Raw genomic sequence first — 15,919 nt, 5'->3', positions numbered from 1 at the left:
AATCCGACTGTATACAAGAAATAAAAGTATATAGTCGGATCCCGAAAAAAATGAAGGAAGTATTAGCAGTTTACTAATGTTTAACAACTCATCTCAAGAACCTCATCTAAATCTACTGCAAAATGGTTCAACCATCCAACACCTGGAACAAAAGCCCTTCCAGCTACAGAACGCGGTCCGACAAAGCTAACAAACATCATAATTGTTCTACCATCTCTTAAGCGCATTCTCGCCCATTGATTCACACAACCTCCTCCAACTGGCGGGGGTGGTGGAGGAAGAATTGGCGGTGGAATGATTGGTGGTGGTTGAATCGCTCCTGGATCGATAAATGGTTGAAATGGACCTGGCCCCACAGGTGGTGGTAGTTGTGGTTGAACCGCTCCTGGGTCGATAAATGGTTGGAATGGACCCGGTCCCCCAGGTGGTGGTAATTGTGGTTGAACCGCTCCTGGATCAACCAAATGGGCAATACCAGGAGGCGTAGCTTGACGATATTGATTATAACTCATTTGTATACTCTCCTTTATGGTTAAATATCCTTTAATTAAATTGTCTAGATATCTCTATGGCAGTTAAAATAATTAGGTCTCCGCGAATGCCCTTACTACACGAGCCTAATTTTATAATTGAGAATTCTATTGTTTTGTACATTAAAAAGGCCTTGTTACTAGATTAGCAAACAAGCCTTCTTCACTACTCAAACCTTCTTCGTGAAAATTTTATATTTTTTAAAACTGTTGATTTAGGTGATTTACTTATACATTTTAATTATAGGTTCATATCATACATTAGTTGCATTAAGTCAAATCGTATTGGAAGGTGAGTAATGATGTATTATTATCATACGGTTCCACAACTTCATAAAAGAGTTCTTCCAGATCCTTATGCCCAAGAACGGATCATTAAAGTTACTGGAGAAGGGACAATTACAGCTCAACCCGATCAAGCACAAGTAACCATCGGAGTGATAACAAAAGGTATGAGTTTACAATCGATCCAAGCGGAAAATGATACTACGATAACAGCTATTATTAATGAGCTTACTACCCTTGGCATCCCAAAAGAAAAAATTAAAACTAGTAGTTATACAATTAATCCACAATACGACTATGTAAATGGAAAACAAATTCCTCGCGGTTATGAAGTTAGACACCTACTTCAAGTTACTATTGATGATATTAATAATACTGGTTTAATCATTGATTCCGCTGTAGCCCAAGGGGCAAACTATGTATCAAATATTGATTTTACACTTTCTAATCAAGCTACAATCTATCGTCAGTCTCTCTCATTAGCCGTTGAAGATGCTAAGGAAAAGGCAGGCGTCCTAGCTAAAGATATAGCCCCCAGCCTAGAAAAAATCCCAGTCCTGCTTAAAATAAATGAGATTTCCGTTCCTCCGAGGTTCTTACCACCACAGCCACTTGCTTATGCTGCTGTTGCTGCTGCTCCTACACCGATTGAACCCGGAGAATTAACCATTACCTCTAGAATTGAAGCTGAGTTTCGTGTCAGTTTAATCGGAGTCATGTCATAAAAAAGCTAAAAGTAAACTACGCGTTTTTTCGTTTATTATCAATCATTAAGAAAGGTGGCGAAGAAAATCCTTTACATTGTAAGGCCAGGTGACTCGATATCCGCTATTGCGCAAAAATTTGGAAGTACGATTCAAGCCATTTTATCGGCAAATGTAATATGTGACCCAAACAGAATTTTTGTTGAAACACCTTTAATAATTCCAGAAGAAGGAGTCGACGTACCTAAGGCAGGTGGCAAACCCTATTATGTTGTCCAGCCCGGTGATACGCTAGAGTGTTTAGCATCCCAATTTAACATAACGACTGAACACCTGATAAAAACAAACCAGCTATTTAATCAAGCTCTGATAATGCCAGGAACAGAATTACTAATTCTACTCGAACAACCTGAACCAAATCAACTTTATCAATTGTGGAACCGGATGGGCGGAGCTGCCACTTGCGACCTCATGAACCCGCTCCTTATTCATGGTGTTTATTATATTGGGTCTTTTTACTGGGAGTCACTGAGTGATGTTGCAATCCCTTACTTATCTCAATTAATCAAACATCCTTGCGACCCCGTACGTCAATATGCAGCAATTAGTCTCGGACGGATTGCAACTGCCAAGGCACACGATGTTCTCAACGTCGCCATACATGATCGTGATCCACATGTTTCTGAAATGGCTAGATTGGCGCTGCTTCGTACGCAGATTGTTCAGCAGTACCGTTCAAAACGATACCATGTAACGACAAATGACCATCTAATTCTCGATACTCCCGAGTCTAGTTCTGCGACTACAAAAGTACCAAAGGGAACCGCTTTAATTACTCTTCGTTGGAACATACCAAGTCCAACACAAGAAGAAGGGCCGATAGGGGATATTCAACTTTTTGATTATGTACAAATCGTACAATCAGGAAAGATTGGTTTCATGCCTCGCGTTGGTCATAATGCCATTTGGATGATATAAAAATTTAAAGTTTTAACAAGAATAGCCCTGGAAACATAGCATACAGTTTAAATGCTAGGAATCTAATATTATTTAAATATGATAAAAAGGCTACAAACAGTCGCAAATACTGTTTGTAGCCTTTTCAAATCAGTCAAATAAAAATAGATACTATGAATTTTATTAGCCTAGCATTTTTTAAGAGAAAAAACAAACATCTATATTTTGAAGTGGTAAAGGGTCATACACTAAAAGAACTAAACACTATTCTATCTATAGGCAAATTTCAAACAGCACGCCCGTGATCACTTGGAGGAAGAAGAATGGCGCAACAAACCCTACAACAAATCCTGGAAGGAAGAACGGTAAGATATTAAACACAAGATCAACTTGCGGAATTCCACCTGGTCCAATATAGAAGACAATCTCCCATCCCGGTGGGCATATTCCTCTTTCCTCCGAAGAACGCGGCGCACCGGCACCCATCATCGCATACAATTGAGTTAGACTTCTTGGACGAGCCTGCATTACACTTTGCAATAATTGCGGATTTGCCTTCAATTGTTGAACAAGTGCTACAGCTTCTTGTGGCGGCTGTGTCGGTGGACGGCCCCCATACTGTGCCGCATAAGACTGAATCATAGTAGGAGATACTCCCATTCCAGGGATCGTTGGTATTCTTCCTGGTATCTGCGGGTACATGCCTGGTTGCATACCAAATGGTGGAAGAGTTCCTGGAAAAGCTGGCCCTGTTGGGAAACTACCTGGTGTAAACCCTCCTGTTGGAAGATAACTACCTTGTTGATAGCTCCCAAATTGTTGACGTTGATCTAGACTCATCTCAAAATCGGAAACAGGCATTTCAGTTTCATATAAATGATTATCCATGTAAATCCTCCTAATTTGGTGTTAAGTTGATTTCGAGGTTATAGTATGGGTGTATACCTGAAATCGTTCCAGTATTCCCCTATTTCTTTTATGAATTCTCAAAACATTTAATTGCTTGTTGGAAATCATTGACATATTATCAGCATTCAAAAAATTATGGAAAATAAAAAAAGCCCCCTACCTATAAATAACGGGTTCAGTACAAATTCCTGACTACAGCGGATGTTGATCGGCTTAACGTTGTAACTAAATACCTAATATTAAACGAGGCTTGGACAAAAGGTTGTTTTTACCTTTTGTCCAAGCCTCGAAGCAATGAGCCGTAACCACCACTATCTTTTAAAAGCCCGGTGTGAGTGGGTTTCTCACAACGGGCATGTGGCGAGTGAAGCCATTGCCAATATTTTAACTAGTTTTGTCCCGATCTCTTTATTTAGTATTCTTAGCTTTTGATGATGTATATTGTAGAATTATTGGAAACTAAGATAGTATGTTTCCTCTCTTTTAGTTCAACTAAACCAGCTCTAATATTCCACATCAAACTGGCCAATCGGGCAAACAGAAGAACAGACTACCAAGTTTCGACTGATGAAGCGCGATCTCCCCATCCATCATTGTGTAAGTTTGTGTTGTCTGTAAACAGAGTCAGACTCTGTCCTGTCATGTTAATGTGCTCGTGTAATACAGCAACTCTAGTGCCTCTCAACGCGACTGAGGAAATTTCATCGTTCCAATTACCAAAAATACCCATTCGAACTTTTGTCAAATCCCAGTATCCACGGTTCGGGTTTAATTCTAGTCTAGAACCTTGAAAATTTATGTGTTCATAAAAATAAGTTTTTGGGGGAGCCGGGGAATGGCCACCACCAACTATTGGTGTTGGTCCACCCGGTTGGCCAGGCCCAATTGGCCCTGCTGGCACAAAAAGCGGTCCTACTGCCGGTGTACCACCAGGCTGTTGTGGTTGAGAAAGATAGTGTTGGAGATAAGGATTTATAAACGCACCTGGATGAGTTTGAACTCCTACTGCGGGAGTACCCGGTTGAGGTTGAGTAGCATACTGAATCAAACTCGGGTGAAGCGAACTAGGCCAAGCTTGCACTCCTACTGTCTGCCTCATTGTATTATATCCAAGCAATTCGTGATGCGCCAACCTTAGCCAACTTTTAAGCAACCCTTCATTATCAACGACCAACAAATGATCACCAGATGGTGGTTTAACAAAATGAAGCTCTTGCCCGTTAAATCGTGTAATGTCTTTCGGATCGTACATTGTACCATTTAAGATGAACGGTACCTTTGGAACTTTCTGGACATTCTGAGAAATAATTTCACGCGAAGTCTTGTTACGTAATTTTAAATATGAAAATGGCAACCCCTGTTGTTCAAGTTCCTCAGCCAAATCATCAACATTTGCATTACCATTAGTGATTGCAGTGAGTAGCTCCAATGATTTAATCGGTAGAGATCGATCTGAATAAGTGTTCATAAACCTTCTCCCCCAAGCGTTCTGTTTTATACTCAGGAAAAATATATTCACTAACATGGGGGGAAATTCCTTTATTTCATAGAACAAAAAAGTTCTGTGGTGGTTAGTTTTAACTTTCGAAATTAAATTTTTTATATTAAATTTCAAAATATTTTGGTAAAATAAGTTAAAACATTTACATTTCGACTACTAGGAAGTGATTTTATTGACGGTAAAAGTATTGAAAGTAATCTCGTGTGAAAATGAAAGCTGTGGTTTTAATTTTTTAATAAATGAGCGCTTTATCTTTAATGAAACTTGGATTTGTCCATCTTGTCAAAAAAATAATATACAATTAATCGGTCACATCAAATCAAATGTAGAGGTGTTAGAGGTAGAACTGTATGAATAAAAATGCCATAAAACTTTAAAAGCAAGGATCATAGACCCCTGCTTACCTAATAAATAATGCTTTTATCATTCTAGTATCCAACGAAAGCGGCACCGACAATAATCAGTAAAATAAAGAGAACAACGATTAATGCGAAACCGGCTCCATAACCGTGTCCACCTTTCTTGTAATTCATTAATGGCCAATTGAGTAAAATCACGATTGTCAATTTCCATATCCTCATCTACAGTCTTTCCACTATTATTTCACTAGTCCCTGATAAGCTTTCTGTTTGTACATCACTAGGAACGAGGTCTAGCTGGGGACTCTCTTCATTTTCGGAACGCTAAAAGTTATCTCTAAAAATTAGGATTGAGCTATTATGTAAGAGAGGTTTATTTATACATACTGGTTTTTACTATTATGCGTCTACTAGGTAAAACTTTATTATTACAGTGGACTGCCTATAATCTATTCACAATAATTTTTTTATCATACTCAGCATTAGGGGCCGTAAACGTAAGGGTTTTTCATGCAGTCATATGTATTACAATCATTGGAGGATTTTATATGTTGTTTACGTGGTGGGAAGTCAAATAACGATGATCCATAAATTCAGCTCCTTTTAGTTAATACACTTTAGCGTATGTTGTATTTACTTAACGGTTAGCTGTTTTTGGGTATATTTTTTTCTTTTATAGTGGATCACACTACTGTTAATGTTTGAGGTTGTATGTCCACTGCGAAACAGCCTCCGTAGAGTACCTGTTTCGCCTAATAAAATCGATTATTCTGCAATTTCCTCAGAAACAAAATAAATTTTCCATTCATTATCTTTTGTTCTCTCTAATATGATTTCACCTTTAAATTTTATTTCTTGGCCGCCCTTTTCTGTATATTTTAACCTATATTCCACAATCGAATAATAGGATCTAATAGCTTTAACATGTAACCTTACTGAATTTATAGTCCCCATCTGATCTATATTCTGTCTAATGTACTTCTTGCTACCATACGTCACTAATATGAAATAATCGTTTAAAACACTTATATAGGTCTCTGGATCTTGTTCATTTATTGCAGTAACCATCGTATGGATGACAGACATTATCTCTAATTCCTCTGGATTATTATTAAAGCCCGATAAGCATAATATACATGTTAAAAGAACGACTAAAAGAACTTCTTTGTCATTTGAATCACCCTTTCAGATGATTAGATTAAACAGTTAAAAACGAATTATGCTTAGAGTTTTTTATTTAAAAATATTCATAAACATAGACATTATAATGAAGAAACACCTGAATATTTATTTCCGTAAACAGCTCCCATTCGGGAAGTACATTTATTTTAGATATCTGCATATAATAGGATCGTTCTTCATTTTATCTGGATACCGGTCTCCTTTCCACCTCACCTCCCGGTTCCCAAGTTTCTAAAAATATTTCATTATTTCCTTTGTCTCCCCTTTTCAGACATATTTATACTGTTAAGGTCGGATTAATTAACTAATTTACAAACTTGTTCTGCCTTCATATTTGTATCTATGCGGTACCATACCATCAACCGAAGTAACTCCTCTGAATCCGTGGTAATGTCCTCCGCCGGAACAAAAATTGTTGGTCCTGTAACACCCCGAATACCATGTTTATGACCATTATCAAACGTGGTAAAGGTATTAAAGTTATGAATGTGCTGAACACCGCTTGGGGCGGGTTCAGTTGTTGCAACATAGCGATGATCATGACCTACATCAATGACGTAACCCCGTTAAGATCATGAGTGTGAAGGGGCTTGCCATCCCAAGTAATATAAAGGTGATATGAATGAAGAGAACTTTCACCATCAGAGAAGATTAATCCAGTGATCGGTATATGACCCATTTAGTACCATCCTTATTCTACTTTTCGTATATCCTATGCAACGAGCATACAAAAGAGTGGGTTTTCTACATCAAAAAATTATAAAGTTTTCGAAACTTAATTTATATATCTACCTAAACGTATGGTAAACCTAACTACCTTACTTAAATTTAATTGGAAGTCTAATTATAGACAAATTACCAATCATTAGCTTCTTGAATAAGGTAAAGAGATGAAATTGGTAGGGAGGCTTAAATATGGAACATACTGATCGACATTCCTCGCGACACCTTGCTTGGCACGAAACATTAGAAATTCACGAGTTGGTTGCTTTTCAATCCATAGGTCTTATCAAATTAAAAAAAGCTTTACCTGAGATAACAGACCCTCAATTAAAAAATTTGTACCAACAAACAATTAATGGCATCAGCCAAAATATTCGTGAGTTGTTACAGTTTTACCCTTTGGCACCAAGCCCGACGAGAGAAGAGGATGAACGTCATGACATGATGCCGTTTTTTGCTGGTGACTTGCTTGCGTTAGCAAAAACGTCCGTTAGAAATTATTCGATTGCTATTACTGAAACAGCAACTCCTGCCCTACGTCGGGTATTAACAAACCACTTGATGAAGGCGATTGATACCCATGCAAACGCCTTTAACTTTATGTACGAACACAGTTATTACCCTTCGTATGACTTTAAACAGCTATTAGAAAATGATATGACATTGGCTCAAAGGGCGCTATCCATGTAAAAAAGCAAAAGAGTAGCATTAGTACCTAATCACTAATGCTACTTTTTTTCCTACCATTAATAATCGTCAAAAACAATCTATTAACGAGCTCCCAGAAAAAAGCTACTGACATTTGGCTGCCACTCTAGTGAAAAGAAAAAGACGGTCTAATCGTATGAAAAAACTAGACCTAAAAGTTAGAGATATAATCTAACTTTTAGGTCTAGTTTAGATGCTGTTTAATAAGTACAGTCTATATCCATTTTCCAATAAAACGAAATTATACTCATAAAGTTTTTTTAATCAGATTTTAAATTCACACTAGTTTTATATGTATTAGAATTAGAATCTTTATGTCAAAATGTGCAATACAAGTTACTAAGCTTTTATCCAAAGCATAAATTAAATAAATTGGAAATAAAGGGGCTTTCCTATGCATAATGTTCATACACTTTGCCAACAATTCGGTCAAATCCTAAAAGCGAAACCAAAAATCACCAATGGGGTTTGCGCTGTAGAAATAGAGCGTAATCTAAATGTTACAATTCAAGGTCGTCCCAGTCGTAGTGAACTTCATGCAGAAATATCGTTTGAATCCTTAGATTATGACGGCCATGCACTTAATCTTGGTGAAACAGTCATACTCGAAGAAGAAATTCCAGCATTTACAAATATTTTAGTTAGAAATGGTTTAATCATTAGCGCACTGCATAATCATTGGCTGTTCACCGAACCAAATATTCTTTATATTCACTTTCAATCTGTTGAACCACCATTAAATTTTGCTCGTAAAGTTGCAGAAGCACTTAAGGTTCTCAAGTAACCCCTCACATACATTTCAATACTATAAAATAAGTTCACCTGCACACCTACCTATATCCACCACATAAAATTAAATAAGTAGAAAGTTTAAAAAGGGAGGAAAATTATGTATTCAAATCAACCATATTATGTTCCATACTATAATGATTTTTATCGGGCGGCACCTGATACTCAACTGTTAAATGATATCCAAAAAGCAATTAATGCCGAGTATAGTGCTGTTGCTTGTTACGAGAAATTAGCCGAAATGGCACCAACACAGGATGAAAGCGATAGAATACTTGAAATTCAAAAAGATGAAAAACGACATCTTGAGGAATTTAGTAGAATTTATACTCATTTAACAGGAAGACAGCCATCTTATCAAATCATCGAGGACTGTCCAGACGATTATAGAGCCGGCATTGAATTTGCCTTTAAAGATGAACAAGAGGCTGTAGATTTTTATTTAGATATAACAGATAAAGCGCAAGATCCTACAATAAAGGATAGGTTTCGACGCGCGGCAGGAGATGAACAAAATCACGCTGTCTGGTTTTTGTTTTTTTTTTTTCGAAAGATCCAAAGGTAATGCATACCCATAGGCAAATCGAAGACTATGGCGCTAAAGCGGCTTTAAACGCTCCTTCGTTGTCCGTACCTCAAATGTTGACTTATGCCCTTCAAGACGAATATTTGGCTCAAGCAAGATATAACAACATTATCGAAGCCTTTGGTAACATACGGACATTTGTACAAATTAGAGAAGCAGAAAAAAGGCATATTCGTGCATTATTACCACTTTTTGAACGCTATCAAATACCATTACCTGATGATATTTCACAATCGTTTGTTACAACTCCAGAAAATCTAAAGGCTGCGTATGCTGCAGGTGTTCAAGGAGAAATAGAAAACATATCGATGTACGAAAGATTTTTATCACTAAACATCCCTAATGATGTAAGAATTGTGTTTACTCAACTACGTAATGCCTCTTTAAACCATCTAGCAGTATTTGAAAGAGGGCTTGCTAGAAATTAATTTTTTGGGGCGATTTCATCGTCCCTCTTAATATAGTGTCTTTACTATCGTATAACGGTGAATGAATCTTTATCAATTGGAGAATGAATATGATCTCTATATTTATCCACATACATATTACCATTGGCAACCTCAACGATTTTTATATTTTTTGTATGCTAATGGTGTCATCTTCATTGACTCTCGGAATTTCTCAATGAAATAACTTGTACTATTAAAACCCTACTTGATACGCAACATCAGTGACATTGGATTCTGATTGTTGTAATAAAAGTAGGCTTTTTTGAATTCGATAATCAGTTACATAATTCAAAGGTGTTTTTTTAGAATTCGTTTGAAATATCGACAGCATTCAGAACGACTTAACCCGCCAGCTCGTGCAATATCGTCTAACAGAATTTTCTCAGCAAAATGTGTATGTATCCAATTTAACATTTCCTTCTGTTCGTACTCTAATTGAACACCATTAATAATTAGGTTCTTCCAAATTAATGTTGATGTAGGCTGATGTCAATTTATTAGTATGGTGGATGTTCTTTTCTCAGCTCATTGATTTTCACTCGTTAACTTGTAACAGAACAATCGTTCTTATATAATAGAAGTATACCTTTTACTGTGGAGTTGATTCGATGACGTACTTAAATGAACAAGAGCAAGCGATTGTCCATAAGTATATTTTCCTGCCACTATTAAGAAAAGTACTTGAACGCGATTTAGCATCTATTAAGCAATCAACCACGTTCAAGATTAACGAACCATATATTGAATTCATTGAAACGATCATTAAGCAAGTCACAGCTGATTTACGGAAAACAAAACAAGAGATGCACAAACACGGCATCAAAGTGCATCAAGAAAGCAGCACAGCTTTTAAGGCATTCTCAAGGGGCTATGAGAGTTCATTCAACTTCTTCCAGATGGCGATGAAAATGCATGTCGAAAACATGATGCGTGAGTATTTTTCTCACATTCAATCCAAACACACGGCGAGTTAATGGTGGAAGGCCATTTGACAATACGCCGTGCTTGCTGACGCCTTTCATGTTCAACCGATTACCTCCTTGGACGTAACAACGATCGACCCGATCCAAACATCGGTTACTATAACAAAAAGGCTTGGGTGACAAGGATATTGAAAAATTTATTGTATTCATTATAGAGCGGGACAGGAGAAGAAAAATTCATAAGGAAAAGGTCAATAAAAAGTTGTGATGTATGTTTTCGTTTGAATTTATTAGTAAAGCACCCATTAGTGAAATACAATCCTTTTTCATCTAAAAAGCCTTGATTTTTTCACTCTTTCTTTCTCCCTCAGCTGACATCCATTCTATAACTCCATAATAATCATCTATATCTGTAAGACTTATTTCTTCCCCTATAATTATAGATATTTCCTGTGTAGCACTACCAGTTTCTATATTGTTAAAATTTGATACCGAGCTAACAATTTTCATCCCTTGTAATTTAACTTTTTCATCATTAATTATTGCAATCATTTTAAATGAAATATAATCGGTTATATCCCCCTTCGCTTTATATTGTAGTTCCCCATTTCAAGCGAATATTTCGTTACCTTCAATTTTCAATTCATACCCGCTTAGGTTCCAATGTTCACTATCACCATAACGAACCGAGTTGTATCTGATACTCCTCTTTAGAAAGTTTTTCTGTTTCACAACCTGTATTTAACATTAACAATAGCGAAGTTATAACAAAGATAAAACTCCTTTTCATCAAAAAACACCACCCAAAAATACTTAATCTAAATAATCCATATCCCACTTAAACAAAAGTAAACAGGAACAATCACTTTTATGACTGTTCCTGTTGTTTCACTATTTCTACTCGTTATCATTATTTTTTAATTAGAAATGCCCATTGATTCTTCTTTTACAGTCTCGACCAATTCACCATTAGAAAATCCTTTGATCGTATAAACCGTTTTTACTTTTGGCTGTTTTACAAATGCAAACCAAATATGTCTTTCCTTGTTTTCTATTGCCTTGGCTTGAACTTCTTTTAGTACATCCTCATGTTTATATTCTACTTTGATTTCATCAATATTGCTGTTTGGATAAAACCCAAAAAGTAAAGATTTATCACCCATTTTGGGCAGAAAAATAGTAGGGATAGCATGTAATGAACTTCCTCCGCCTCTATGAAATAATGATGCTTCCCAACCCAAGAGTGTTTTTTCAATAAGCCTTGCCTCTATATCTTCTCCTTCACCAGTAATGTTAGGCACATAGAATAGCACAACGCCATTATCCACCTTCTCTTGATGAATCAATAATTGTATTCGTTCATCCTGTAATATTTCATTAAACTCTTTTTCATTATTGCATCCGGATAGAAGTAACAAAAGTATAGTACCAATAGCAAATAATTTAATTTTCATATTTCCCCTTCCGTCCCTTACATACTATGCTCTTTTCTTATCAGTCCTGCTTGTTAAATAAACCTGCCTCAATAGTTGAAGAGGCGACAGCTTTTTTTGCTATTGCATCCGTTGAACGGGCTCCAACTATATTTTTATTGGACAACCGCTCATGTTTCATTGAATATCGGCTACTCCACTCCATTACGCCGACTCCCCACTATCCCAAAACAATGACTATAACTACTCTTTCACATTAAAAAATTCTTTCACACCATCGAGTTGATGTGTTGTTAAAACAATATCCTCTGTATCTAAAACAATATACACTGGATACTCATCAATGTCTAATAATTTAGCATCTTCTGGGGGGCCTAACCTCACCGAACCCGTTTCTATTACTTCTATATCGGAAATTAAGTCCGTCACTTCATTTATTTCATCTCGCATTTCATACTGTTTGTTAACATCGTCAATAAACAAGTGTAACGTAAACTTACCCTCTTCATAGGATTTAAGTTTTTCTAATACATCCTTTTTTGTTCGTTCAACTTCTACACGTTTGATTTTGTCTGCTGTATATACTGGGAATATACTTTCTTTATCCAGAGACACATCATGAATATTCACTTCTGTACGCTCTTCTTGAAACTCCTCTTTGACCCATGCTTCAACATGTTTTAAGAAGGTTTCGTCAATGGCTACTTCTTCATCTTCTTCATTAACAATGATCGTATCATCGGTAATCTTTAGCCAATAAGCGTAAACATATTCAGTTCTAGCATTTTGTTGCTTTTCTCTTTGGTTTCTATCATCATCTACGTATACAAAAACCATTTTTTCATCATCAACTGTAGAATTCAGCCCTTGAAAATCCGGTTCTCTCATGATGTCTTTATTGTCACCAGTTCCCATACACCCAGATAACATAAATAAAATTACAAAAATAAAAATTTTCAGTTTCATTATATCAAAACCTTCCATGAACAAAAGTTTCTAAAATTTTACACACCACTAAATGAGTAAAGAAAAATTATTGCTATTCTGTTTGTTAGCACTATAAAGGATCTTGCTTCATGACAGCTCTTTTCATTAAAGCCACCCGTTACTTTAAGTAAATCACTTCACAAATATCAATAATTATAAAACAAAAAAAGGTTTGGAGTTCCCCCCAACCTATTACCCTTGTATTTTATTTATAGATGTTACCTCGAAAATCAATGTCTAATACATACAATATAACTTTTTCATCTTCCACCTTATAAATCATTCTGATACCACCAACTCTGAGTCTAAAAGTGTCGCTGTATCCTTTCATCTTTTTAATGTCATTTTCTTTTCGATTATACGGGTATTCTGCTAGCTGTAATAAAGCATTTTTTATTCTTTTTCTTGTAGGAGTGTCCTGTTTTTGAACAAACTTCTTGGCTTTGTTTGAAACTTTAATATCAAACATCTAAGTCATCCTTAAAAACATCTTCAAAAGAATGAAACTCCCCATTCATTGCCTCTTCAATTACTTTTTTCTCTTCATTAGTCGCTTCAACTTCTTCAAATTGCTCTTCATATTTAGTTAAGGTTTCAAGGATTTCTTTTACCTTTTCTAAATTTCTTTCTGAAATATTGTCAATGATTTTGTACAGGTCTTCTCTTCTTACAGCCATAACAATTCCTCCCATACGCCTATTTCTTATAATCATAATATCACATTTTAGCGGTAGTTTCTGCTTGCTATTGTCAATCCAGTCAACATAAGCATTGTTTGATTATTTTTTCTTTTGTCACAAAAGAAAGCTAACCCTTACTAAGAGTACAGTTCATCATAATTTGAATTCACAGCTATTTATCCTAGCCTTGTTAAGCATAAGCACCCGTTAGCAAAACAAGGTTACTTTTAATAATAGTTATTGTTTGGTGAAATTTAACTGAAGCTGTATAAAAGATATAATTACATAATATTTGGAATGAATACATTCATAAACAATACATAGCCGAGAGTACCAACTAATATCGAAACAAGGATTATTATAAAAGGAATTTTATAGGATTTCATAAATAAACGCCCTCCAGCCCCATAGATTTTTTTGTTGGATTCACTTTGCCCTTCATTAGTTTTATGAAAGCGATTAGATTGTTAGAGGAATGCACCCGTTAGCGAAAAAATGAAATCACACTAGGTCACTTTTGTGGCTCATAAAAATTCCTAAGAACTTCCTCTTGGCCAAGTCTTTGTGCCTTCGAGGTCTTTTCCTCATTGAAGGTCATTATAAAAGTTTCTTTTTTGTTGTCCCATTCTACAACCACTTTGAACTCATCATCTTTTGTTGCATATTCACCTGAATGACTTCTAGCATTATTCCATCCTGTGGCTTGCTGTATGTGACTACCACTACCTCCATCTCTCATATTAACACCTCCAAAAGAAGAACTAACTGGGATACCATCCTCTTCTTTCTGCTTCTTACTGATTTTTTCAAAATCACCTTTGTAAGTCAGGTTGGATAGTTGGTTCACCTGAAATGTATTCTCTCCATTATTTTGGGGCTGTTCTACATATAATGTTCCAGTCCAAGTATCGCTCTCTCCGTAGAATACTAGAGAAGATTTAACATCTATATCCTTATTTACACAACCAACTAAACCCATTGATAAGACAATAGCAACAATTGTGCATATAGTTCTAATCTTGATAATGAATCCTCCCCAAGTTTTTGTTATTTTATATCTTCTCTTATTTAACATAAGTGCTTCGTTAGGGGAACAGCGATAACCTTTTGTTCAACTATTGCTTCCCGTTAGCACAATAAGTGTGTTCCTGATCAAAGTACCATAAATAACAACTATTAAAGCAACCTGCATCATAATATTAAAACTCTCCTAAAAACGCCTGTGTTAAGTTATTCTGCCCTTTACTCCAATAAACTGTAAATAATTGGATTCTATATATATTTAAATCAGTCCTTAGGACACAAAGGACCTATAAAGTGATCGATATTAAAATAGGGTTCTGGATCCTGGTATTTAAGGATATGTCTACTTGAGCCAATATCTTTATATATTAGCCATTAAATCCTCCATAATGATAAGGGGTAGCGTCCGGAAACCGATATAGATAGCAAAAAGGCTTTAGGTTCTTCAAAACCTAAGCCAATTCATTTCCTAGTATTGATTTAACAAATCCGATATTTTATCTTTTAAAAGTGGTATTTCTTTTTCAACCACGTTCCATACAATCCCGTTATCTACTCCAAAATAATCATGAATTAGGACATCTCTTAATCCCGCCATCTCACGCCACGGTACATGGGGGTGTTGTTTTCGAAAATATTTTGATATAACGTTTTGTTGCTTCTCCGATAATTTCCAAATTACAAATGACCGCATCTTGAATTAATTTAGAACTAAAGAAATCACTTTCGCCATTTGGAATATATGACTCAATATTTTCTATGCACTCCAAAATATGAAGTAAGTAAACTTTCTCATTCTTCATAGTTGAATGGCTCCGTTTAAAACATCTTCTTTCAAACTCCAATGAATTGAATTTTCTGTTACAACATCGACACTAATATCGAGTATGTCTTCAACCTCTTGTTTAATTCGAATCAGATCAAACAAACTTCTTCCTTGCTCAAATTCAATAAGTAAATCAAGATCACTTTTAGGTCCATCTTCATGCCTTGCAACAGAACCAAAAACACGAACATTTTGGATACCATGATCTTCGGCTACTTTCAAAATTAGATCACGCTTTTCTTGAAGAACATCATATAACATAGGGAATCCCTCACATTCTTCATTAATTTTAATAATATTATATCATGTCTAAAAAAGCATCTGCACATATTTAACAATTTCTTTTCAAAGATCACCTCTGCTTA

22 protein-coding genes and 2 pseudogenes are annotated in these 15,919 nt (G+C 35.8%); 7 read left to right on the top strand and 17 right to left on the bottom strand.

What is annotated here, in order from left to right:
- Positions 1-80: 80 nt before the first annotated feature.
- Entirely contained in the window at positions 81-512 is a 432-nt protein-coding gene (locus KH400_RS12830) for a hypothetical protein (RefSeq protein ID WP_246589548.1), read from the bottom strand.
- Positions 513-829: 317 nt separating this feature from the next.
- On the opposite strand from KH400_RS12830, the gene KH400_RS12825 reads away from it, so the two are divergent.
- Together KH400_RS12825 and KH400_RS12820 are read left to right on the top strand one after the other, a co-directional pair.
- Positions 830-1,540 (top strand): SIMPL domain-containing protein, encoded by a 711-nt coding sequence (locus KH400_RS12825; protein WP_217225107.1) that lies wholly within the window; start codon positions 830-832, stop codon positions 1,538-1,540.
- Positions 1,541-1,594: 54 nt separating this feature from the next.
- On the top strand, positions 1,595-2,497 hold the full coding sequence (locus KH400_RS12820; RefSeq protein ID WP_217225106.1) for a LysM peptidoglycan-binding domain-containing protein: 903 nt from the start codon (positions 1,595-1,597) through the stop codon (positions 2,495-2,497).
- Between the two features lie 252 nt (positions 2,498-2,749).
- Here the strand turns inward: KH400_RS12820 and KH400_RS12815 are convergent, their stop codons facing one another.
- The 6 genes from KH400_RS12815 to KH400_RS26400 all read right to left on the bottom strand — a co-directional run bounded on the left by KH400_RS12815 (position 2,750) and on the right by KH400_RS26400 (position 7,106).
- Positions 2,750-3,364 (bottom strand): hypothetical protein, encoded by a 615-nt coding sequence (locus KH400_RS12815; protein ID WP_217225105.1) that lies wholly within the window; start codon positions 3,362-3,364, stop codon positions 2,750-2,752.
- Between the two features lie 571 nt (positions 3,365-3,935).
- Entirely contained in the window at positions 3,936-4,853 is a 918-nt protein-coding gene (locus tag KH400_RS12810; RefSeq protein ID WP_217225104.1) for a peptidase inhibitor family I36 protein, read from the bottom strand.
- Positions 4,854-5,314: 461 nt separating this feature from the next.
- Entirely contained in the window at positions 5,315-5,419 is a 105-nt protein-coding gene (locus KH400_RS12805) for a YjcZ family sporulation protein (protein WP_217225183.1), read from the bottom strand.
- Positions 5,420-6,010: 591 nt separating this feature from the next.
- Positions 6,011-6,331, bottom strand: coding sequence for a hypothetical protein (locus tag KH400_RS12800; RefSeq protein WP_217225103.1), 321 nt, complete (start codon positions 6,329-6,331; stop codon positions 6,011-6,013).
- 392 nt (positions 6,332-6,723) lie between these two features.
- A complete protein-coding gene (locus KH400_RS26405; protein WP_312889170.1) occupies positions 6,724-6,915 on the bottom strand; it encodes a hypothetical protein in 192 nt (63 codons plus the stop codon).
- A gap of 56 nt (positions 6,916-6,971) precedes the next feature.
- Positions 6,972-7,106, bottom strand: coding sequence for a hypothetical protein (locus tag KH400_RS26400; protein WP_312889162.1), 135 nt, complete (start codon positions 7,104-7,106; stop codon positions 6,972-6,974).
- A 236-nt stretch (positions 7,107-7,342) separates the two neighbouring features.
- Between KH400_RS26400 and KH400_RS12790 the strand changes: the two genes are divergently transcribed.
- The 4 genes from KH400_RS12790 (at position 7,343) to KH400_RS24090 (ending at position 9,661) form a co-directional block, all read left to right on the top strand.
- Entirely contained in the window at positions 7,343-7,840 is a 498-nt protein-coding gene (locus KH400_RS12790; RefSeq protein WP_217225101.1) for a spore coat protein, read from the top strand.
- A 412-nt stretch (positions 7,841-8,252) separates the two neighbouring features.
- Positions 8,253-8,642, top strand: coding sequence for a DUF1259 domain-containing protein (locus tag KH400_RS12785; protein ID WP_217225099.1), 390 nt, complete (start codon positions 8,253-8,255; stop codon positions 8,640-8,642).
- Between the two features lie 105 nt (positions 8,643-8,747).
- Positions 8,748-9,212, top strand: a complete 465-nt coding sequence (locus tag KH400_RS24095) for a ferritin-like domain-containing protein (RefSeq protein WP_246589547.1) — start codon at positions 8,748-8,750, stop codon at positions 9,210-9,212.
- The gene (locus tag KH400_RS24090; RefSeq protein ID WP_246589546.1) at positions 9,212-9,661 is read left to right on the top strand and encodes a ferritin-like domain-containing protein; all 450 of its coding nucleotides are present in this window, start codon (positions 9,212-9,214) and stop codon (positions 9,659-9,661) included. Before KH400_RS24095 ends, KH400_RS24090 begins: the two co-directional genes overlap by 1 nt.
- Before the next feature lie 132 nt (positions 9,662-9,793).
- Here KH400_RS24090 and KH400_RS24085 read toward each other — a convergent pair.
- Positions 9,794-10,156, bottom strand: a pseudogene (locus KH400_RS24085) (helix-turn-helix transcriptional regulator); the annotation flags it as partial.
- Positions 10,157-10,290: 134 nt separating this feature from the next.
- Between KH400_RS24085 and KH400_RS12775 the strand changes: the two are divergent.
- On the top strand, positions 10,291-10,656 hold the full coding sequence (locus KH400_RS12775) for a YhjD family protein (protein ID WP_217225097.1): 366 nt from the start codon (positions 10,291-10,293) through the stop codon (positions 10,654-10,656).
- A gap of 279 nt (positions 10,657-10,935) precedes the next feature.
- On the opposite strand, the gene KH400_RS12770 is transcribed toward KH400_RS12775, so the two are convergent.
- The 9 genes and pseudogenes from KH400_RS12770 to KH400_RS12725 all read right to left on the bottom strand — a co-directional run bounded on the left by KH400_RS12770 (position 10,936) and on the right by KH400_RS12725 (position 15,815).
- Positions 10,936-11,157: a hypothetical protein gene (locus KH400_RS12770; RefSeq protein WP_217225096.1), complete on the bottom strand. Its 222-nt coding sequence runs from the start codon at positions 11,155-11,157 to the stop codon at positions 10,936-10,938.
- A 365-nt stretch (positions 11,158-11,522) separates the two neighbouring features.
- Positions 11,523-12,059, bottom strand: coding sequence for a hypothetical protein (locus KH400_RS12765; protein ID WP_217225095.1), 537 nt, complete (start codon positions 12,057-12,059; stop codon positions 11,523-11,525).
- Between the two features lie 40 nt (positions 12,060-12,099).
- Entirely contained in the window at positions 12,100-12,243 is a 144-nt protein-coding gene (locus tag KH400_RS12760; protein ID WP_217225094.1) for a hypothetical protein, read from the bottom strand.
- Positions 12,244-12,281: 38 nt separating this feature from the next.
- Positions 12,282-13,004 carry a hypothetical protein gene (locus KH400_RS12755; protein WP_217225093.1) on the bottom strand — a complete coding sequence of 241 codons (723 nt, stop codon included), beginning with the start codon at positions 13,002-13,004 and terminating at the stop codon, positions 12,282-12,284.
- A gap of 226 nt (positions 13,005-13,230) precedes the next feature.
- A complete protein-coding gene (locus KH400_RS12750; protein ID WP_217225092.1) occupies positions 13,231-13,494 on the bottom strand; it encodes a type II toxin-antitoxin system RelE family toxin in 264 nt (87 codons plus the stop codon).
- Entirely contained in the window at positions 13,487-13,702 is a 216-nt protein-coding gene (locus KH400_RS12745) for a hypothetical protein (protein WP_217225091.1), read from the bottom strand. Before KH400_RS12745 ends, KH400_RS12750 begins: the two co-directional genes overlap by 8 nt.
- A gap of 514 nt (positions 13,703-14,216) precedes the next feature.
- A complete protein-coding gene (locus tag KH400_RS12740) occupies positions 14,217-14,780 on the bottom strand; it encodes a hypothetical protein (RefSeq protein ID WP_217225089.1) in 564 nt (187 codons plus the stop codon).
- A 417-nt stretch (positions 14,781-15,197) separates the two neighbouring features.
- Positions 15,198-15,531, bottom strand: a pseudogene (locus tag KH400_RS27430) (HepT-like ribonuclease domain-containing protein).
- Complete coding sequence (locus KH400_RS12725) at positions 15,528-15,815, bottom strand: nucleotidyltransferase family protein (protein WP_217225083.1); 288 nt, start codon at positions 15,813-15,815, stop codon at positions 15,528-15,530. Before KH400_RS12725 ends, KH400_RS27430 begins: the two are co-directional and overlap by 4 nt.
- Positions 15,816-15,919 lie beyond the last annotated feature (104 nt).

It is taken from the genome of Desertibacillus haloalkaliphilus, assembly GCF_019039105.1.
In the GTDB taxonomy this organism is placed as follows: domain Bacteria; phylum Bacillota; class Bacilli; order Bacillales; family KJ1-10-99; genus Desertibacillus; species Desertibacillus haloalkaliphilus.
This window is presented reverse-complemented; position numbering and strand designations above follow the sequence as displayed.